This is a genomic window from Mediterraneibacter torques, from assembly GCF_044591705.1.
Taxonomy (GTDB): Bacteria; Bacillota; Clostridia; order Lachnospirales; family Lachnospiraceae; genus Mediterraneibacter; species Mediterraneibacter torques.
Genome location: NZ_CP172594.1, coordinates 161,585 through 179,571 on the forward strand (window position 1 = coordinate 161,585; position 17,987 = coordinate 179,571).

The following is a 17,987-nucleotide window of genomic DNA, read 5'->3' on the forward strand; positions in this document are numbered from 1 at the left end:
CATAGGAAAGAGGAGCAGACAGGAGAAATGTTAGCATACACATATGAAGAAAACGGAAAGTTTGTTTTGAAAGAGAAAGAAAAACCAACGCTGCAAAGTGAGGACGACGCGATCGTACGTGTGACTTTGGCAAGTATTTGTTCCAGCGATCTCCATATCAAACACGGCGCCGTTCCGAGAGCAGTTCCGGGGATAACGGTCGGTCATGAGATGGTCGGGATCGTGGAAGAGACAGGAAGGCGTGTGACAAAGGTAAAACCCGGAGATCGTGTCACTGTAAACGTCGAAACATTTTGCGGGGAATGTTTTTTCTGTAAAAATGGGTTTGTGAATAATTGTACGGATCAAAACGGCGGCTGGGCGCTCGGATGCCGGATCGACGGCGGGCAGGCGGAATATGTCCGTGTTCCTTATGCCGAGCAGGGGTTAAATAAGATTCCGGATTCGGTGACGGATGAAGCCGCTCTTTTTGTAGGAGACGTCCTCGCAACCGGGTTTTGGGCGGCGCGGATTTCAGAGATCGGAGAAGAGGATACGGTCGTCATTATCGGAGGAGGACCTACGGGAATTTGTACGCTTTTGTGCGTGATGCTTAAGAATCCCGAAAAGATTATTTTATGCGAAGTAGATCCGAAGAGGATCGCATTTGTAAAGGAACATTATCCGGACGTACTTGTCGTGAATCCGAAAGAGACGGATGCAGAACGATTCGTGAAAGAAAACAGCAGGCATAACGGGGCGGATCGAGTTTTGGAAGTGGCGGGAAGCTCGGATACATTTGAACTTGCATGGAAGGTCGCGCGCCCGAATGCGATTGTCACAGTCGTGGCGCTCTATGAAGAAAACCAGACGCTTCCGCTTCCGCAAATGTACGGGAAAAATCTTATTTTCAAAACAGGAGGCGTAGACGGATGTGACTGCGATGAGATATTGAAACTGATCGAGCAGGGACGTATCGACACAACGCCGCTTATCACACATACATTTCCGCTGGAAGAAATAGAACAGGCATATGATATTTTTGAAAATAGAAAAGATAATGTGATCAAGATCGCAGTCAGTCACATTTAATTGTGATCATCGTAATGTAATCACTTCGGTCTTTGATAGACATTTCATTTAGTCCTTCTTCGTATGCATACCCTGTAAGCGTCAGATTGTGTTTGCGGGCATAATAAAGGATCGAGCGGTAGATTTCGGGAAGTTTTCCCCAGTCACCGATGCAAAAAGCGCGCAGATATGTTCCGGCAGGCAGGATTTCATCATATACGTCAGAAGTTTGCGGGCAGTATGCAAAGAAGGAGTGATAGCTGTTAAAACTGTTTTTTTGGATATCTTCTATGGAAATACAGCTTCCGAAATTGTCATAAAGATGAAATAATTTTTTCAGGCGGAGAGAGAACTCCGCGGCGATGGAAAAATCGTCTTCGTCGTATTCTCCCGAAATAGGGGATGAGAAGATGATCTTTCTCTCGGGCAGCGTACAGCGTTCGATCGTTCCGTGCTGCGAATACATTCCTATTTTTAATCTCTCTGCTTTTTGTTCTAAAAAAGCCTGTGCAGATAAAAGCTGTTCGATGGACTCGTCGATCAGCTTTTTCTTTTTTGTCATCATCTCTGTAAAAGATTCGTCGGAAGGGCGGGATGAGTAATCTTTGATCTCGTCTATGGACAGACCGATCTTGCGCAATGTAAGGATCAGTTCTAACTCTGTAAATTGAAAGCATGTATAGTAGTGGTATCCGTTCTCTCCGATAATTTCGGGGCGGAACAGCCCGATTTCATTGTAATAGTGCAGCGTGCGTTTGTTGACTCCGGTCAGTTTTGCAAATTCCCCGGAAGAATATAAATAATTTTTTCGATTCATAAAAAACTCCTTGACTGTACAGTTACTGTACATTATATGATACATGATGAAAAGAAGAAAATCAATGATAAAGCGCAGAAAGGAGATCGGGATGGAGTTTATATGTGCCGAGGAGAAACAGTGGAAAGAGATAAAAACAATTTATATGGAAGCATTTCCGAAGCGGGAGAGAAAACCATATTTTGCACTGCGGCATTCCGTAAAAACGAAAAAAGCGGTTGTTATGGCAGCAACCGAAGGTGAACAGGTGTTGGGATTTATCGTCCTTATTCCATATAAAGATATGGTAATGGCAGATTATCTGGCAGTGTCATCTAAAGTTCGCAGCAGAGGAACCGGAAGTTATATTATGCAGAATGTGTGCAGGCAGTACAAAGATAAAAAAATTGTTCTTCTGATCGAGCGCCTTGATGATAAGGCAGAGAACAAAGAACAGAGGATTGCCCGCAGAAAATTTTATTTGAAAAACGGATTTACGTCGTCTGATATTTTTATAACGGGAGCAAGCGGGGAAATGGAGATTATGAATTTCGGAGAAAAGGTTTCGGAAGAAGCGTATATAGATCTGCAGAAATATGCGCTTGGAACGGTGATGTTCAGATTGTCCAAGATCAAAGTGGCAGAGAAAACGCCGCATAAGAAAAGAGAGGAGGCTGACCAGGGATGAAAACAATATTTTCAAAAGTAAAGTTAAGGTCGGGTCAGATCGTTCAGTTGTTTTTGCTTGTATTGCTGTCGGCAGTAGGGCAGATGCTTTTACCGTCGTTTTTGGCACAGATGATCAGCCATGGCGTGGCGGAAGGAGAAAACCGTATTGTCTGGATGTATGCCGTGATCATGGCGGGAGTAACATTGTTTTCCTGCGTGATCAGTTTTCTCTCTGTTAAGATTGCATCTTATATTTCTACAGATTTTGCGGCACAGCTTAGAACTCAGGTCTTTTCTAAAGTGCAGGAGTTCTCGGCGGCAGAGATGGATCGGTTCGGAACAGCGAGTCTTGTCACAAGAAGCACTTCGGATATTACGAATGTACAGAACTTTTTGACATTGCTGCTTAGAGTCGGATTGCTTGCGCCTATGATGGCTGCGGCAGGACTAGTGTTTTCCGCAGCTACGGGAGGAGAAGTCAGTTCGGTTCTTCTTGTCGCGATACCGGTTCTTCTGACTGTATTGACGATCATCATGGTACTGGCATCGAAGTATTCGATCCGTCTGAGAAAAAAGCTCGATCAGATCAACAGATTGTTTTTGGAATCGTTGGAAGGAGTACGCGTGATCCGCGCGTTTAATAAGCAGAAGACAGAAAATGCACGTTTTGAAGAGGCAAATGAAGATTATGCGATGACGGCAATGGCAGCAGGGCGGATCACAAGCCTTCTGATGCCCGCTATCAGTGTGATCTTCGGAGTGACGACGGCGGCTGTATTGGGCATGGGCGCATATTATGTAAGTACAGGCGCTATGGAAGTAGGTTCTTTAGTGGCAAACAGCCAGTATATCAGTATGGTACTTACATCTGTGATGATGCTGTCTCTTGTCATTATGATGTTTCCTACAAGTTATGCATGTGCGAAACGAATCGCGGAAGTTTTGCAGACAGACAGCTCGATACGGGGTGGAAAGTTTCAGATGGAAAATCGTCCGGTGCGCGGAACGGTTGAGTTTCGTCATGTGACATTCGCTTATCCGGGAGCGGATGAGCCGATCCTGAAAGATATTAGTTTTGAATCCCGTTCGGGAGAAGTTACGGCGATCATCGGAGGAACGGGACGGGGAAAATCAAGTATATTAAAACTGATCCCCAGACTTTATGATCCGATGTTCGGAGAAGTGCTGATCGACGGAGTGAACGCGAAAGAATACCGCACGGAAGATCTTCGTTCTTTGATCGGATACGTACCGCAGAAAAATGTTCTTTTCTCGGGAGATATTGCAGATAATCTTAATTTCGGAAATGAAAACGGAACGGAAGAAGACTGGAAACAGGCGGCAAAGACTGCCTGTGCGGATGAGTTTATCTGTAAGAAGAAAGAAGGATATCACGATTCGGTCGCCCAGGGCGGCACGAACTTATCCGGCGGGCAGCGTCAGCGTATGGCGATAGCGAGAGCGATGATGAAAAAACCGGAAATTTATGTGTTTGACGATAGTTTTTCTGCTTTAGATATGAAGACTGACCGTCAGCTCCGTCAGAATCTGAAGGAAAGCATCGAAGATGCAACGGTCATCATGGTAGCGCAAAGGATTAGCACAGTTCTTGACGCAGACCGGATATTAGTAGTTGACGACGGGCAGATCGTAGGAAACGGAACGCACAGGGAATTGTTGGATACTTGTCCGCTTTATCGGGAAATTGCAGAGATTCAGTTAGGAAAGGAGGCGCTTTGATATGAAAAATACGACAATATTTAAGAGGCTGCTGGGCTATTTAAAAGCGTACAGACTTCGGTTATTTTTTGTACTGCTTTCAGCAGTTATCAGCACTGCCTTTATGGTTCTTGCTCCGTTTCTTGTAGGAAAGGTGACGACGACGTTGTTTGCAAGTATTGCCGATAAAGTTTTTTACTGGGAAACGATCATCTGGCTTTTGGCGGCGTTGGTAGCGTTATATTTTGTATCACAGTTGTTTTCCTTTTTGCAGGGATTCGGTATGGCAAAGATCACTGCAAATGTGATGCAGACGATCCGCAGGGAAATCGATGAGAAAATGCATCGGCTGAAACTGAATTATTATGACGTTCATACACACGGAGATATTCTCAGTGTAATTACAAACGATGTAGATACGATCAACAATACGATCAGTCAGAACTTAACTTCGATCGTAACACAGGTTACGACTGCCATCGGCGTACTTATTATGATGCTGATGATCAGCCCGAAGCTGTCTTTGATCCCGATTGTTATGGTGCCTCTTTCTCTATTGAGCGCCGCAGGAGTGATGAAAGCGAGCGAAAAGTATTATGGAGAACAGCAGGAGCTTCTCGGTAAGCTGAACGGATATGTAGAAGAGATGTATAACGGACAGTCCGTTGTGCAGACGTTTAATTATCAGGAACGTGCGAAAAAGAAATTTTCTCAGTTGAATGACGCGCTTAAAAACAGTTCAAGAAAAGCGGAGACAACAGCAGGGGCGATCAGTCCGATTACAACTCTTGTGAATGATCTTGGGTATGTTCTTTGCGCCGCTTTAGGATGTCTCTGGGCGATCGCCGGAAAGATCGCAGTCGGAAACGTACAGGCTATGTTGGAGTATACATGGCGTTTTGCAGAGCCGTTTTCCGCAATCGCCGGAATGGTAGGAAGTTTCGGAGCGGCAGCGGCAGCAGGAAACCGTATTTTCGGACTGCTTGACGCAGAAGAGGAAATTCCGGATTCAGACCAGTGCATCGTACCTGATGACCGCAGCGGTCGCGTTACATTTGAAAATGTGACGTTCGGATATACGCCGGATCATCTTTTGATGAACGGGATCGATTTGACGGTAGAACCGGGGCAGAAAGTTGCGGTAGTAGGACCTACCGGAGCGGGAAAAACAACGCTGATCAATCTTTTGATGCGCTTTTATGAGGTAAATAACGGATCGATCAAAGTGGACGGAACTAAGATCACGGATATGCCAAGGGAAGAACTGCGCGACAGATTCGGTATGGTTCTTCAGGATACATGGCTGTTTGAAGGAACGATCGGAGAGAATATCGGATATGCCGAGGATAATATGAAGAAAGAGAAAATAGTAGAAGCCGCGAAATCGGCATGCGCCCACAGTTTCATCAAAACACTCCCGGGCGGATACGATATGACGCTTAGTAAAGGAGCGGAGAACATTTCGCAGGGAGAACGCCAGCTTCTGACGATCGCAAGAGCGATCGCTTCCGATCCTGAGATCATGATCTTAGACGAGGCGACAAGTAACGTAGATACCCATACGGAAGTTCTTATTCAAAAAGCGATGGCAGAACTGATGAAAGGACGCACAAGTTTTGTGATCGCCCACAGACTTTCTACGATCCGTGACGCAGATATGATCCTTTATATGGAAGACGGAGATATCAAAGAAGTCGGAAATCATGAAGAACTGATGAAAAAGAACGGGAAATATGCGGCTCTTTATATGAGTCAGTTTGCGTAACCGGATTATAGAAATTTTACAGCGGGGCAAAGGAACTGAAATAGAGGGGAAAGATGCACTATTCGTAAAATACTGGAAATTCGTTGTTTTTTGTAAAAAACGCTTGCAGAAAGTAAAAAAAGAAAGTATATTATCAAATGGGAAAAATAGTGTAACAGAATAATAACCGGAGTCTTGCGTGATCTATTCCACAACTCTCCGGTTATATTTATGTAAAGGTATATTTTGTAAGGAGGGAAAGCATGAAGATGCAGAAGAACAAGAAACTTGTGCAAGCTGCTGCGGTAGGACTTTCAGTCTGTGTGCTAGCAGGAGGCGGTCTGTTCGTATGGAATATGTACGGCAAAAATGCAGAAGAAAATGAAAAGCAGATCGTATCAGATGAAGTTGCGGAAATTGAAAGCTTGAATTCACGCGACAATGTTGTAGATTTGGAGGAGCTTTTCGAGGGAGAAAAGGCGTCGGGAAAAGAAGATGTGACGAGCGAGAAAACGGAGAAGAAAGAAGATTCTTCGACGAAGTCAGGCTCTTCTCAAAAGTCGGATTCTTCTAAGCAATCAGGCGGGGCAAAAAAACCGGAGTCATCAAAAGATACAGATACATCAAAGAAGCCGGATAAGAAACCATCCAAACCGGACGAGAAGCCATCAAAACCGGATGAACAACCGTCAGAACCGGATGACAAGCCGTCTGTGCCGGATGAGAAGCCGTCCGTACCGGATGAGAAACCGTCCGTACCGGATGAGAAACCGTCCGTACCGGATGAACAACCGTCAACCCCGCAGAAACCGGCATTGCCGCAGGTGAATGAACCGGGGTGGATCACAGGTATATATTAAGGAAGGAATATGAGAGGGATGAATCAAAAGAGAAAGAGATTAGGGTTATGGATACTTTTTCTGGCAGCGCTGCTTTTGACGCAGTTCACCGTTCCGGTTAAGGCATCCGAGCCGCAGATACAAGATGTAAACATACAGATGGTTGGAGGGCAGATTCGTACGATCGATCCGATGGGGCTGCGAATGGTTGCCTGCATCAAGAAATCATATATTCAAGAGTTGGAAAAAAGCGGAGCGACGGTAAGTTATGGAATCGTACTGCTTCCGAAAAAGTATTTGACAGAAGGTCAGGCATTGACGCTTGACGGCAAGTACCTTTATAACGGCTCGGTCTATAAGCCGGCAAAAGTACCGGCAGTAAAGAAATTTTCAGAAGACAATGATAGGATTTACTTTACAGCCGTTTTGGCAAATCTGCCGAAAGAAAGATATAAAAATGATTACGCGGCGAGAGCTTATGCAGAAATCACGAGAACTGTGACAGAAGACGACGGAAGTCTAACGATAAAGTATCTACAAAATATATTACGATGCAGTCGCTGATCGATCAAATGAAGGCAAATCCAGGCGGAACTTATACTCTGGAGCATGATATAGACGCAAGTATGGTTCAGGGAGATGATTACCTTGTTCCGACATTTAGCGGTACGTTTAACGGAAATGGATATAAGATCAAAGGTCTGACAACAACTCTGTTCGGAACGGTTTCTGGAGGTAAGGTACAAAATGTTAAACTTGAAAATGTTTCCATTACAAAAGTAAACAGTTATAAAGATGCAGGTGGTGGAACAATAGCGAATAAAGCTCAGAAAGATGCTGTGATCGAGAACGTACATGTAAGTGGAAGTTTGAAAAGTACAAACAGCCGAGAACTTCTCGGAGGTCTTGTAGGGCGTATGGATTATGCGAAAGTAAGTAAATGCTCTGCTAATCTGGAGATTACAGGATCTTTCAATACGACGGGCGGACTAATCGGTCAAATGTCCAATCAAAATGAAGGTCCTAATATTGTAGAAAATTCATATGCTGTTGGATCAATTCGAGGAAATAGAACGAATGGGGCGCTTGGCGGACTGATCGGATGGCATAACTGTAAAACAAACTTTTCAGTAACAAATTGTTATGCCGCTATCAATATGGAACTGACTGGAACCAACAGACAGCCAGGAGGATTCATCGGATATATAGGAGAGGCTGATGCGACAGGTGTACTAAAGAGCAATGTTTCATACAGTACCGGAAATGCAGGATATAAGTTTGATGGATCAACTGAAACTATCAAATATACTACGGCACAGATTGAAAATCTTTATAGTTTAAGAGAAAGCAGACTGAAAAGAGAGAGTAGTCGTACCGGAAATACGAATCTGACTCAGATCACAGATGTTACAGTGGATAAACTTTCACAAAAAGAGTTTTACACGAACATGGGCTGGAGTGAAGACGTTTGGGATTTTGCTCCTCTGAAAGAAGGAAAAACTCCAATCCTTGGTGGATTTTCAAAACCAAGACATATGCATGTAATGATACCAGACAAAGTAGAGATTTCCAGAAAGGCACAATTACAGACCGATATAAAGAAAGCCGATATAGAGCTGAAAAATGAGCTTTCATATGGTCGGAATGATAACTCTACGAAGGATATAAATACGGCATCTAATAAAGTAATAGAGAAAAATAATACAAGTAATAAGTATGGAGTAAGTAGTTACAGTATAAAGAATCAAAAGATAAATTATGAGTGTGGGGAGGGAGAAAGCCTGTGATGGATGAGATACAAACATATTTAGGTGCAGATGGACTGATGCATTGTACTGTTTGTAAGGAACCTGTGGAAGCATTTTATCCAAAAGGCTCATTACTTGAAATGAAAAAGCATCACAGGCAGTGTGCGTGTGAACGACAGGCATATGCAGAAGAGGCACAATATTTTAAAGAAAAAGAACGTAGGGAACTGGTTGTAAGAAATAAGAAAATCTGCTTTGAAGAAAAAGAAATGGAGGGTTTTACATTTCAAAATGTAGACAGGGGAAAAGCGTTAGTGTCGAACACGTTTTGAAGTTAAAAAAACAGTTACAAGGATATGGAATTGTACCTAAAAAAATTGAAGATATTTTATATTCTCGAGATGATGAAATTAGATTTATTATGTCTGGAAATATTGATGAGTATGAGGTGTATACTTATAATATTCCTGTACCACAAAAGATGAATGCACATCCTTTTTTTGCAAAGGCAACACTTGCCTATTTCCCGCAAAGTGATAGAAATCAAGGAGTTGATTATACATCAACAGAAATGGATATTCATTTTGGAAGAATAAAGGGACAGGATGAAAAGGCAGTTATTAAAGCAATAGATTATAATAAACAGGCAGAAGAGGGACTTAATACGATTTATGAAGAAGATGCACGAAAACTATACCGGAAATGGGATAATGTTAAGCATATAAGTGAGGCGTTAAAGGAAAATGGACGCCCGCGTAAAGTGTATCAATCGGGACTATGGGGATTAAGTATTAAAACAAAAGAGAGACTTGATCCCAAAGCAGGACGCGGATTGCGTTTTGGAATAGTAGTTACTTTAAGAGAAATGAATGGTGAAAATAGAATTGATGACTTCATAAAAATGTGCATGATGAGAGGTTGGATTGTTAATAGACTTGATGTACAAGCACAGGCAGATGTATATTTTAAAGCAGAAGAAGAAATTACTTTTGAATAATATTAAAAAAATGCACAAAAACATAGAGAACGTTGAATTTTCAATTGTTCCCTATGTTTTTTGTTTACTATTTTATAATTTATTGTATAATAAAAGAAGTAACAGAACGATACAACTATAACAGAGAGGTGACACTATGAACATAGCAGCCTATTGCCGAGTCTCCACCGACAAAGCCGATCAGCTCAACAGTCTGGAAGCCCAAAAGGAATTTTTCTCAGAATACACAAAACGCACAGGGGACACTTTAGTAAGATTATATGCAGATGAAGGCATTTCCGGAACTAAAATTAAAAATCGAAAAGAATTTCTTCGTATGATGACTGATGCAGAGCATGGATTATTTGATATGGTTGTTGTAAAAGACATCTCTCGTTTTGCAAGAAATACTGTAGATCTTTTACAAAATGTCCGTAAGCTAAAATCATTGGGAATCGAAACGCAGTTCTTAACCGCAAATATGACCAGCATGGGAAACAGCGAGTTCGTACTAACCATCTTTGGAGCTCTGGCACAGGAAGAAAGTGCCAATACTTCCAAGCGTGTAAAATTTGGAAAGAAGATGAACGCAGAAAAAGGACGAGTTCCTAATATTGTATATGGATACGATAAAACAATCGGAGATTATTTTAATCTTGCAATCAATAAAGAAGAATCTAAAGTTGTACAGCAGATTTACAAGTGGTATACAGAAGAAGGTTACGGTGCGGCCAAGATTGCAAATATGTTAAATGAAAAAGGTTATAAGACAAAACGAAATTGCAAATGGAGTCAGAATGCAACGTGCCGTATTTTAACAAATGAAATATATACCGGAAAAATCATCAATGGCAAGCAAGAAGTCAGTGATTTTCTGACAGGTCAGAGAAGAGACAAGGACGAGACTGAATGGATGGTTGTGGAGCGACCGGAACTTCGAATCATAGAAGATGAGACATTTGAAAAAGCACAGGAGATTTTAAGAGGCAGACATGATGCATTTAATCTTAGTCACGAACGGCAGAGTAATAAGCATCTGTTTTCGACATTGATCAAATGTAAAGAATGTGGCTGGTCCTTCCGTAGAACGGTTCGTACTTATAAGAACACGTATGTACGGTGGGTATGCTCGGGGCGAAATGGCCGGGGCGTAGATAGCTGCCCCAATAAAACGGTTGTGGATGAGGAAGAACTCATTGAAGTTCTGCAGGAATATTTTACAAATGTATTGAAACAAAAGAAAAAAGTCATTGCTCATGTGGTAAATGAGTTTCAGCGTGTATATAAAGCTAAAGATGAAAATGTAGAGTACGAAAAAGAATTAAATGCAGAACTTGCTAAATTGCAAAAGACCAGACAAAAATATATGGATATGTATACGGATGATTTGATTTCCCGTGAAGAGTTGAATGAGAAGATTGGCGGTTCTCGTCAAGAGATGGAGCGGATAGAAAATGAACTCAAGATGGTATCTTATCATTTAACCAAGGGAGAACAGTTAGAGAACATTTTAAATAATACATTTAAGGAGATTGAGGACATCACAGATGTACACCAGATGACCAATCAGCAGTTAAAACGATTGATTCAGAAGATAGAAGTAGATAAGGAGGGAAATGTAGATATTTATTTACGCTTGCTTGGTGATCTTGGGTTAGATGAGTCTGTATTAATTGAAGAAAATGAAACCGTTCTAAATTGTGACGACCAAACATAAAGATGTAACCGAACGACTCATACAGATCAACCCGGCTTTAGCAAAAGAGGCGCGAAAGGTATTGGATACGAATAAGTCAGAACGTCATATTCGGGGAGGGATGGCTACGCGGGAAAAATATTTGCACAAAATGTTATCTGAATAGAAGTGAAAGTTCTTTACAAATCGAGTCAGAGCCGAATATACTAGAAAGATACAGTAAGGTACGAATTAGCAGTAAGAGATAAACGCGAAGGTTTATATTTAGGCGGAGGTGACGAATGAGGATCGTAATAGTTGACAGCGAAGAGACATCCAGAGAAGTCATTAAACAAGCTATAAACACAGTGGTTGAGACACATAAAATAAAATCAGGGTGCAAAATTGTCGGGGAAGCGGCAGACGGACGGAAAGGGTGTGAGATAATCGTGAAAGAACGCCCGGATCTTATTATCATGGATCTTGAACTGCCGGGGAAAAACGGTTTGCCACTTTTGAAAAAGATACGGTCTGAGCAAATTCACAGCAGAGTGCTTGTAATTACAAAAGATAATGATTTTGACAGGACAAGACAGGCAATTAGTTTTGGAGTGGACGAATATTTGCTGAAACCGGTGAAAAAAGTGCAAATTGCAAAAGCGCTGCAGATGATTGAGGACAAGTTGGCGGGAGAACTTGTGATAGAAACAGCTCTTTCCGTAGAAAATATTTTTATGGCATGTTTAAACGGACAGATCCACAGAGATGAGATTGTTGACGGAATTACACACGAAAAGTATGGATTTACGCTTGCCGATCGCGGAAACCTGTTTGTGGTATGGCTTGGAAACGGCTATATGGAGCAGAGGGAGATGACGCAAAAAATATTAGAAAAACTTGGACAGAATCAAGAATTTTCGGTTTGTGTGCTTCCTATTGATGAATGGCATCTTTTTACTGTGATCATATATGGACCGGAGAAAAAAACAATACGGTATCCTTTTTTCAAAAATGAGGTAGTGTCACGATTAAGCGGAATGATCCGAGGGGAACTGGTCTGTTTGTGGGAGGATGTGCAGCATTTAGAAATGTTGAATGTATCACTTAAAAATCTACGGATGATACGGGAGTGGAATCTTTTCTTTGACAGAGGAGATCTGATCAGACGCGAGGATGTAGAATCTATGGAAATCGTTCCTCTTAAATATCCGGCAGAACTGGAGAACAGGCTGCGCCGGTCGGCAGTTATTTCCAATCGAAAAGAAATCATAAAGTGTTATTATACGTTGTATGATCTGTGTAAACGCGACCCGCATAGTCCGAGTCAGATAAAAGAAGTTTTGATTCGTTTTAACATGGCTGTTTTGAACGCATATAAGCTGAAAAGAGAAATTCATTCGGAACTGCAGGTGCAAAAAAGCATGCAGGATATTGCGAAGGCGATGAGTTGGGGAGAAATTCGCGCCGCGGTAGAATTATTTTTCAGGACACTGAATTTTCAGGCAGAGGAAGAAAACGAAAATGCCGATTTAAGTCCGCTGATTCAAAAAGCGCTGCAGATGGTAAAAAAGGAATACGATCAGGGGATTACCTTGGAAGAAATGGCAGATAAATTATTTGTATCAGAAGAATATTTGAGCAGTCAGTTTAAAAAAGAAATCGGGGTAGGCTTTAAAGAAATGGTTCGTACATTACAAATAGAACGAATCAAAGAACTGCTTACCAACACGAAACTGAAATTGAATCAGATTGCGGAATTGGCAGGATATTCAGATGCAAAATACATGAGCAGAGTATTCAAAGATGAAGTGGACGTACTGCCAAGTGAATTCCGTAAATCGGCGCATTGCTGATACGATAAATGCATTAAAAAAGTACTCTTTTATAAAGAAATTCACCCTTTTAACTTTGGAAAAATATGATAATATGAGGTCTGGAAATTACAGATGATTGTTTTTAGGGAAAAATAGAAAGAAAATATTCTAAAAATATAAAAACAATTAAATTTCGCATAAATATTCAAAGGAGAGGTGAAAAATGAGTGAAATGAAGATTACATTCAAGCATCCTGATGAGATTCTTGATTTTGTAAACACGGTCTCCAAGTATGAATTTGACATGGATATGAAAAAAGGACATGTAGTCGTAGATGCAAAGTCATTACTTGGAATTATGCATCTTGGTATTAATAATGAAATTGCTTTGCAGATGTACACAGATGACTGTGAAGAACTTTGCAGAGAAATTGCAAAATATGCAGCATAAGAAATTTTATGTTTAAAGAGATGTGTATGAAAGGTTGTCCGAATCTTGAAATTACAATCTTGCAAATAAAACATGAATAGAACTTGAATTAAAACCGAATTAAAACCGAAACGATGGAAACTACAAAATAGTTGAGAATAATAAATTCCTGACGTATAATAAAATACGTTGGGAATTTTTGTTGCACTTGTAAAAACGGAAACGCCCAACTATAATGAGTACATAAAAAGCGGTTATCATGCCGTGTTAAACAGGAGGACAATCTTGAAGAATGAACTTGTGATCGTGCTTGATTTCGGCGGACAGTATAACCAGCTTGTTGCCAGGCGCGTAAGAGAATGTAATGTATACTGCGAGATCTATTCTTACAAAACAGATATTGAAAAGATCAAAGCAATGAATCCGAAGGGAATCATCCTGACAGGAGGACCGAATAGCTGCTATCTGCCGGATTCACCTACCTATACAGAGGAATTATTTAAACTGGGCATTCCGGTACTTGGCTTGTGCTACGGTGCACAGCTTATGATGCATGTTCTTGGCGGGGAAGTGAAGAAAGCAGATGTGAGAGAATATGGAAAAACAGAGGTTTTGATTGATAAAACTTCTTCAAAGATTTTTGATAATGTTTCACCATCTACAATTTGCTGGATGAGTCATTTCGATTACATTTCCCGAATTGCTCCGGGATTTGAAATATCCGCACACACGGCAGACTGTCCTGTAGCTGCCGCAGAAAATGCAGAAGAGAAGCTTTATGCAATTCAGTTTCATCCGGAAGTGCTTCATACGGTAGAAGGAACGAAGATGATCAATAATTTCGTGAAAAATGTGTGCGGCTGTACCGGAGATTGGAAGATGGATGCGTTTGTAGAAAGCACGATTGAAGCAATCCGCGCAAAAGTCGGAGACGGAAAAGTGCTGTGCGCTCTTTCGGGAGGCGTAGATTCTTCTGTTGCTGCAGTTATGTTGTCAAAAGCAATCGGAAAGCAGCTTACTTGCGTATTTGTCGATCATGGTTTGCTGAGAAAAGATGAAGGCGATGAAGTTGAAGCCGTTTTCGGACCGGAAGGACCGTATGACCTCAATTTTATTCGTGTCAATGCTCAGGAAAGATTTTATGCAAAATTAAAAGGTGTGGAAGAGCCGGAAGAAAAACGTAAAATTATCGGTGAAGAATTTATACGTGTATTTGAAGAAGAAGCAAAGAAGATAGGTGCAGTTGATTTTCTTGTGCAAGGAACAATCTATCCGGATGTAGTAGAAAGCGGTCTTGGAGGCGAGTCTGCGGTTATTAAGTCGCATCATAATGTAGGCGGCTTGCCGGATTATGTTGATTTTAAAGAAATTATAGAACCGTTGCGAGATCTTTTCAAAGATGAAGTGAGAAAAGCCGGATTAGAATTAGGAATTCCGGAATATCTTGTGTTCCGTCAGCCATTCCCCGGTCCGGGACTTGGTATCCGCATCATCGGAGAAGTGAACGCTGAAAAAGTGAAAATCGTGCAGGATGCGGATGCCATCTACCGTGAGGAAATCGCAAATGCAGGATTAGATAGAAGTATCGGCCAGTATTTCGCGGGGCTTACAAACATGAGAAGCGTCGGTGTTATGGGCGATGAGAGAACTTATGATTATGCTATTGCACTCAGAGCGGTGAATACAGTTGATTTTATGACTGCGGAAGCAGCAGAGATTCCGTATGAAGTGCTTAATAAGGTAATGAGCAGAATTATCAATGAAGTTAGAGGCGTGAATAGAGTTATGTATGATCTGACAAGTAAGCCGCCGGGAACGATTGAGTTTGAATAGTTGACGCTGGGCTACAAAGCCCGTAACCACGGGGCTTTGCGGCTTTGGGTGTTTGAAATTGCATTATCATTGCATTTTTATATTTCTTTGTGATACATTGCAGTATGCTGATTACTGGTATAATTAGCAATACTTTGAGAAGCTGACTGGTAGCTGAGAACCCCGGTCAGCTTCTTTGCAATCTCAATATTGGTGTTTGGATACAGATGACCATAAGTTCCTAGTGTCGTCTGTATTTTTTCATGTCCAAGACGCTCTTTAATCAGCAGTGGATTTTCGCCCATGCTGATAAGCAGGGAAGCATGCGAATGTCTCAGGGCATGAATTTTGATTCTGTGGACACCAGCTAAATTTGCCAATTTCTCTAATGCTCTTGGAAGCGTTGTTTTGCTGGTGGGTGTACTGTTATAACTCAGTACGAATCCACAATTTGGTAAAACCTTTGCCTGGACCGCCTTCCATTCTTGTAATTCCTTGATGGTATCAGCATCAATATAAATGGTACGGTTGCTTGCCTGCGTCTTAGGTTCAACGAATTTGTAGTCATTCATTGTTTTATAGTACAGTGTTTTACTAATAATCAGCATACCTGTTTCAAAATCAATATCATCCCACTGTAAGGCGGCAGCCTCTCCAATACGCATTCCAGTCATAAATAAAAGCCAGAACGAGATGAAGAGATAGTGCTCGTAGTAGTCACCTTTGTACAGCAGGGATATTACCTTCTGAAACTCCTCCAAAGTCCAGAAGTCGATCTTTACTTTTTTAGATTTGATATTGCCGATCATGCGGGCAGGATTCTTCTTTGCAAGTCCGAGGATAATCGCCCGGTCAAAAGCTAAACATAACATTCCCTGAACAATGCGTACATAGTTTGGACTGAATTGTTTTGCCAACTTGAGCTGCCAGGTCTGTACATTTATCGCTTCTATTTCGGACACTTTCTTCTTGTAGAAATAGGCAAAGTGTTTTTGAATGGTCGAGTAACGATTCTTGTAGGTACTTTCTTTCACCTGAGTTTTGTACCACGGAAGATAGATTTCTTCAATAAACTTTTTGAAGGTAATGTCTTCCTTCTTATCAGCTAATTCTTCCGTTGATGCAAGAATCAATTTGGAATACTCGGCACGGGCTTCTTTTTTTGTTGAGAATCCGCTGCGGTATTTTTGAATCTGTTTTCCGGTTACAGGATGATATCCGAGGTTGGCTCGAAAATAATAAGTGCCGTTTTCTGCTTTTTTAATTGGATCTTTTGCCATGATTTCACTCCTTACTAAAATGCAAAAAGCACGATCATTCTTGCTTATCGGGCAAAGTAATCCCTAATAATTCTTCAACGGCTTCTTTTGGAACCCTGTCTAATTTTCTGGATTGATAATAGGTATGCCCCTTTTCTACCATAAGTTCCTTTGCTTTTTTGATAATATCAGCAGCAAAGGAAGGACCGTAGCCTAATTCAATCAAATCCCTTTTTGTTACAGTTATCATGAATCTCCTTTCCACAGACAGGGAATCAACTTGATACCTGTCTATTATTATATCAAATTTTGAGTAAAAGTTCTCTAATAAAAGCGCTATAAGCTAAAATCCCAAAAGTCTATGTTATTCTTTCAGAAGCCAGTTCCTATGCCCGTTCCGGCCACGTAAAACGGTGTTACTTTGTAACTATTAAGCTGCAGGCGTGCGAAGATGCAAACTATCTGCAGTCACCTATATCAATCTCCCGAAAGATTTCTTTTGTTTTCAAGGTACGGCGAATGGATATATTACCCATTCAATTAAGGAATAGGGGGCTTTTCTTTAAGATTGAAAAATTTTAAGAAAAAATGATAAAAATAAAAGCTGCCTTGATTTGGCAGCCACGGAAATCTATTTGCGTTTTAGAGCCAGACGATTCAGCATGGAAATGAGCGCAAGCATATCCTCGTCATCGAGTTGTTTCATCAGATCAGTTGCTTTGTCAATCAGAGGAAGATTGTGCAGCTCTGAATCGAAGAACTGTTGAGGAGTGACTTCCAGATAGTCACAGATATCCAGAAAGCTCTGCATGGTAGGCAGAGAACGTCCGGAAGTGAGGGACTGGATGTAGCTTTTATTTTTGCCAAGATCCAGACTCATCTGATATTCAGATACATTTTTCTTTAAACGCAGTTCGCTGATGCGTTCTCCAATAAAGTTTTTATCCATACATTTACACCTCTCTTCCACATTTTAAACTATTTACTTACAGCAAATTACGGAATAAAATAGAGATATATTTGAAATATAGTGATTATTCCGTAATATAACCGTAATTTACTAAAATGATACAAAAAAAGAAATTATGGATGATAGAAAATGGATTTTGGGGTATGATGATAGCAAAGGAAGTGGATGTCTGTGCGGATTATAGGAAATGAGCAGGAAATTGAATGGGCGAAGGAAGCACTGCGGAATCAATGTAACGATTGTCCCTACTTGGACTGCTGTAATGAAAAGGCGAAAGAGGAGTCAAAGCAGTGTGGAACGGTTCGGTTTGGCTGCCGGGAGTATCTGAAAGAGAAGATTGAATTCGTAGTAGAAAAATAGATGTAGTATTTTGAACAAATATAAACACCATATATAGTATAAGCCTGAATTGACATGAGGAATATCTTGTGCTAGTATACTGATATAGTTTATTTTATGCACACCCTTTTTGGGGAGTTTCGGGAT

At 41.1% G+C, this 17,987-nt stretch carries 18 protein-coding genes and 1 pseudogene; 15 read left to right on the forward strand and 4 right to left on the reverse strand.

Translation table 11 applies throughout. From position 1 onward, the window contains the following. Window positions 1–27 precede the first annotated feature (27 nt). Entirely contained in the window at window positions 28–1,071 is a 1,044-nt protein-coding gene (locus ACH9UM_RS00625; RefSeq protein ID WP_009320668.1) for an alcohol dehydrogenase, read from the forward strand. On the opposite strand, the gene ACH9UM_RS00630 is transcribed toward ACH9UM_RS00625, so the two are convergent. Next, window positions 1,058–1,867, reverse strand: coding sequence for a MerR family transcriptional regulator (locus tag ACH9UM_RS00630; RefSeq protein ID WP_009242467.1), 810 nt, complete (start codon window positions 1,865–1,867; stop codon window positions 1,058–1,060). The genes ACH9UM_RS00625 and ACH9UM_RS00630 overlap by 14 nt on opposite strands. 91 nt (window positions 1,868–1,958) lie before the next feature. Here ACH9UM_RS00630 and ACH9UM_RS00635 point away from each other — a divergent pair, with 91 nt between their 5' ends. From ACH9UM_RS00635 to guaA, 13 genes and pseudogenes are all read left to right on the forward strand, one after another. Then, complete coding sequence (locus tag ACH9UM_RS00635) at window positions 1,959–2,534, forward strand: GNAT family N-acetyltransferase (protein WP_009242466.1); 576 nt, start codon at window positions 1,959–1,961, stop codon at window positions 2,532–2,534. After that, window positions 2,531–4,255 (forward strand): ABC transporter ATP-binding protein, encoded by a 1,725-nt coding sequence (locus ACH9UM_RS00640; protein ID WP_009320667.1) that lies wholly within the window; start codon window positions 2,531–2,533, stop codon window positions 4,253–4,255. Before ACH9UM_RS00635 ends, ACH9UM_RS00640 begins: the two co-directional genes overlap by 4 nt. A gap of 1 nt (window position 4,256) precedes the next feature. Beyond that, window positions 4,257–5,999, forward strand: coding sequence for an ABC transporter ATP-binding protein (locus tag ACH9UM_RS00645; RefSeq protein WP_009242464.1), 1,743 nt, complete (start codon window positions 4,257–4,259; stop codon window positions 5,997–5,999). 242 nt (window positions 6,000–6,241) lie between these two features. After that, window positions 6,242–6,838, forward strand: a complete 597-nt coding sequence (locus ACH9UM_RS00650; protein ID WP_009242463.1) for a hypothetical protein — start codon at window positions 6,242–6,244, stop codon at window positions 6,836–6,838. 9 nt (window positions 6,839–6,847) lie between these two features. Further along, entirely contained in the window at window positions 6,848–7,381 is a 534-nt protein-coding gene (locus tag ACH9UM_RS00655) for a hypothetical protein (protein ID WP_400091651.1), read from the forward strand. Window positions 7,382–7,389: 8 nt separating this feature from the next. Further along, on the forward strand, window positions 7,390–8,604 hold the full coding sequence (locus ACH9UM_RS00660; RefSeq protein WP_400091653.1) for a ZmpA/ZmpB/ZmpC family metallo-endopeptidase-related protein: 1,215 nt from the start codon (window positions 7,390–7,392) through the stop codon (window positions 8,602–8,604). Continuing rightward, window positions 8,604–8,897, forward strand: a complete 294-nt coding sequence (locus ACH9UM_RS00665; RefSeq protein WP_400091656.1) for a hypothetical protein — start codon at window positions 8,604–8,606, stop codon at window positions 8,895–8,897. Before ACH9UM_RS00660 ends, ACH9UM_RS00665 begins: the two co-directional genes overlap by 1 nt. Beyond that, window positions 8,894–9,562: a hypothetical protein gene (locus tag ACH9UM_RS00670; RefSeq protein WP_400091658.1), complete on the forward strand. Its 669-nt coding sequence runs from the start codon at window positions 8,894–8,896 to the stop codon at window positions 9,560–9,562. Before ACH9UM_RS00665 ends, ACH9UM_RS00670 begins: the two co-directional genes overlap by 4 nt. 136 nt (window positions 9,563–9,698) lie before the next feature. Then, window positions 9,699–11,258 carry a recombinase family protein gene (locus ACH9UM_RS00675; protein ID WP_009242450.1) on the forward strand — a complete coding sequence of 520 codons (1,560 nt, stop codon included), beginning with the start codon at window positions 9,699–9,701 and terminating at the stop codon, window positions 11,256–11,258. Then, window positions 11,245–11,403 (forward strand): annotated as a pseudogene (locus tag ACH9UM_RS00680) (sporulation transcriptional regulator SpoIIID); the annotation flags it as partial. The gene ACH9UM_RS00675 and the pseudogene ACH9UM_RS00680, both read left to right, overlap by 14 nt. Before the next feature lie 115 nt (window positions 11,404–11,518). Beyond that, on the forward strand, window positions 11,519–13,069 hold the full coding sequence (locus ACH9UM_RS00685) for a response regulator (protein ID WP_400091661.1): 1,551 nt from the start codon (window positions 11,519–11,521) through the stop codon (window positions 13,067–13,069). A gap of 184 nt (window positions 13,070–13,253) precedes the next feature. Then, the gene (locus ACH9UM_RS00690) at window positions 13,254–13,481 is read left to right on the forward strand and encodes an HPr family phosphocarrier protein (RefSeq protein ID WP_004847338.1); all 228 of its coding nucleotides are present in this window, start codon (window positions 13,254–13,256) and stop codon (window positions 13,479–13,481) included. Window positions 13,482–13,745: 264 nt separating this feature from the next. Then, window positions 13,746–15,293: a glutamine-hydrolyzing GMP synthase gene (gene guaA, locus ACH9UM_RS00695; protein ID WP_009320664.1), complete on the forward strand. Its 1,548-nt coding sequence runs from the start codon at window positions 13,746–13,748 to the stop codon at window positions 15,291–15,293. A gap of 77 nt (window positions 15,294–15,370) precedes the next feature. Here guaA and ACH9UM_RS00700 read toward each other — a convergent pair whose 3' ends face one another. The 3 genes from ACH9UM_RS00700 to ACH9UM_RS00710 form a co-directional block, all read right to left on the reverse strand. Next, window positions 15,371–16,552: a tyrosine-type recombinase/integrase gene (locus ACH9UM_RS00700; RefSeq protein ID WP_005333347.1), complete on the reverse strand. Its 1,182-nt coding sequence runs from the start codon at window positions 16,550–16,552 to the stop codon at window positions 15,371–15,373. Window positions 16,553–16,586: 34 nt separating this feature from the next. After that, window positions 16,587–16,781 carry a DUF3173 domain-containing protein gene (locus ACH9UM_RS00705; RefSeq protein ID WP_005333349.1) on the reverse strand — a complete coding sequence of 65 codons (195 nt, stop codon included), beginning with the start codon at window positions 16,779–16,781 and terminating at the stop codon, window positions 16,587–16,589. A 381-nt stretch (window positions 16,782–17,162) separates the two neighbouring features. Beyond that, on the reverse strand, window positions 17,163–17,480 hold the full coding sequence (locus ACH9UM_RS00710) for a helix-turn-helix domain-containing protein (RefSeq protein WP_005333350.1): 318 nt from the start codon (window positions 17,478–17,480) through the stop codon (window positions 17,163–17,165). 186 nt (window positions 17,481–17,666) lie between these two features. Between ACH9UM_RS00710 and ACH9UM_RS00715 the strand changes: the two genes are divergently transcribed. Beyond that, window positions 17,667–17,861, forward strand: a complete 195-nt coding sequence (locus tag ACH9UM_RS00715; protein WP_005333351.1) for a hypothetical protein — start codon at window positions 17,667–17,669, stop codon at window positions 17,859–17,861. Window positions 17,862–17,987: the final 126 nt, after the last annotated feature.

What these genes read in the sequence shown, in the direction of transcription:
- ACH9UM_RS00660 (WP_400091653.1), top strand. Translation starts at nt 7,390, where the DNA reads ATGAAGGCAAATCCAGGCGGAACTTATACTCTGGAGCATGATATAGAC.
- ACH9UM_RS00685 (WP_400091661.1), top strand. Translation starts at nt 11,519, where the DNA reads ATGAGGATCGTAATAGTTGACAGCGAAGAGACATCCAGAGAAGTCATT.
- ACH9UM_RS00665 (WP_400091656.1), top strand. Translation starts at nt 8,604, where the DNA reads ATGGATGAGATACAAACATATTTAGGTGCAGATGGACTGATGCATTGT.
- ACH9UM_RS00630 (WP_009242467.1), bottom strand. Translation starts at nt 1,867, where the DNA reads ATGAATCGAAAAAATTATTTATATTCTTCCGGGGAATTTGCAAAACTG.
- ACH9UM_RS00715 (WP_005333351.1), top strand. Translation starts at nt 17,667, where the DNA reads ATGTCTGTGCGGATTATAGGAAATGAGCAGGAAATTGAATGGGCGAAG.
- ACH9UM_RS00690 (WP_004847338.1), top strand. Translation starts at nt 13,254, where the DNA reads ATGAGTGAAATGAAGATTACATTCAAGCATCCTGATGAGATTCTTGAT.
- ACH9UM_RS00705 (WP_005333349.1), bottom strand. Translation starts at nt 16,781, where the DNA reads ATGATAACTGTAACAAAAAGGGATTTGATTGAATTAGGCTACGGTCCT.
- ACH9UM_RS00700 (WP_005333347.1), bottom strand. Translation starts at nt 16,552, where the DNA reads ATGGCAAAAGATCCAATTAAAAAAGCAGAAAACGGCACTTATTATTTT.
- ACH9UM_RS00640 (WP_009320667.1), top strand. Translation starts at nt 2,531, where the DNA reads ATGAAAACAATATTTTCAAAAGTAAAGTTAAGGTCGGGTCAGATCGTT.
- ACH9UM_RS00645 (WP_009242464.1), top strand. Translation starts at nt 4,257, where the DNA reads ATGAAAAATACGACAATATTTAAGAGGCTGCTGGGCTATTTAAAAGCG.
- ACH9UM_RS00710 (WP_005333350.1), bottom strand. Translation starts at nt 17,480, where the DNA reads ATGGATAAAAACTTTATTGGAGAACGCATCAGCGAACTGCGTTTAAAG.
- ACH9UM_RS00650 (WP_009242463.1), top strand. Translation starts at nt 6,242, where the DNA reads ATGAAGATGCAGAAGAACAAGAAACTTGTGCAAGCTGCTGCGGTAGGA.
- ACH9UM_RS00655 (WP_400091651.1), top strand. Translation starts at nt 6,848, where the DNA reads ATGAGAGGGATGAATCAAAAGAGAAAGAGATTAGGGTTATGGATACTT.
- ACH9UM_RS00675 (WP_009242450.1), top strand. Translation starts at nt 9,699, where the DNA reads ATGAACATAGCAGCCTATTGCCGAGTCTCCACCGACAAAGCCGATCAG.
- ACH9UM_RS00625 (WP_009320668.1), top strand. Translation starts at nt 28, where the DNA reads ATGTTAGCATACACATATGAAGAAAACGGAAAGTTTGTTTTGAAAGAG.
- ACH9UM_RS00635 (WP_009242466.1), top strand. Translation starts at nt 1,959, where the DNA reads ATGGAGTTTATATGTGCCGAGGAGAAACAGTGGAAAGAGATAAAAACA.